We start from the raw sequence: 733 nt of genomic DNA, 5'->3' as shown, positions 1-733 counted from the left end.
TGGGACGCGGTCGGCGCAGTCGTCGACCTCTTCACCCCAGCCGAATGCGCCAACTACTTCAAAGCCGCAGGATATGAACCGGATTAAACAGGACGTGCTCTAGACAAGATCATTTCGGATTTCAGACTGCTTGGCGCTGACCTGCAGAACGAATTCGTCTCCATCAAACCTCATCATGAAAATTGCTCCAGAGCCTAAGCTGCGGCGATCCGGTTGCTGAGAACGAAGCCAGCTCCTTGGCGGACTATTTTCTGGAAACGGACGCTTATCAGCGTACACTAGCTGGCGAAGCCAACGTTCTTGTGGGGAGAAAGGGAAGTGGCAAAACCGCCGTGTTCCTTCAGGTCCGCGACCGGACCCGGGCGCATAAGGAAAACATCTTTATCGACTTAATCCCCGATGGCTATCAGCTTATCAAGATGAAGGAGTTTATTTTAGACAAACTTAGCTTCGGCACGCGGAAGGAAGTCGTTGCTGCCTTCTGGGAGTACGTTCTTTGGTTGGAAATTGCTTACAAGCTTCTGGAGAAAGACGAGACCCGCGTTTTGCGCGACACTCGTTTGCTAGAGAACTACAAGAAACTTAAGTTGCTGTTCGAAGCGAGGGTCGATGACGGGCTGGTCGCCTTCAACCGCCCCTGGCCTGATGAGCCTCGATCTCCAGCACAGGCTCTTTCATCTCGCCCTTTCGGAGCTCGGTGGCGAGGAGGCATGGAACGAAGTGCTGGAGATTA

1 protein-coding gene is annotated in these 733 nt (G+C 53.1%); it reads left to right on the top strand.

What is annotated here, in order from left to right:
• Positions 1-236: 236 nt before the first annotated feature.
• Positions 237-733 (top strand): P-loop ATPase, Sll1717 family (locus NKJ84_RS33080; RefSeq protein ID WP_502904064.1); only part of this gene is annotated, 497 nt, incomplete at its 3' end.

This window comes from Mesorhizobium sp. M0048, from assembly GCF_040323405.1.
GTDB lineage: Bacteria > Pseudomonadota > Alphaproteobacteria > Rhizobiales > Rhizobiaceae > Mesorhizobium.
The sequence above is the reverse complement of the archived record's forward strand: the minus strand, read 5'-3'. Positions and strand labels throughout refer to the sequence as shown.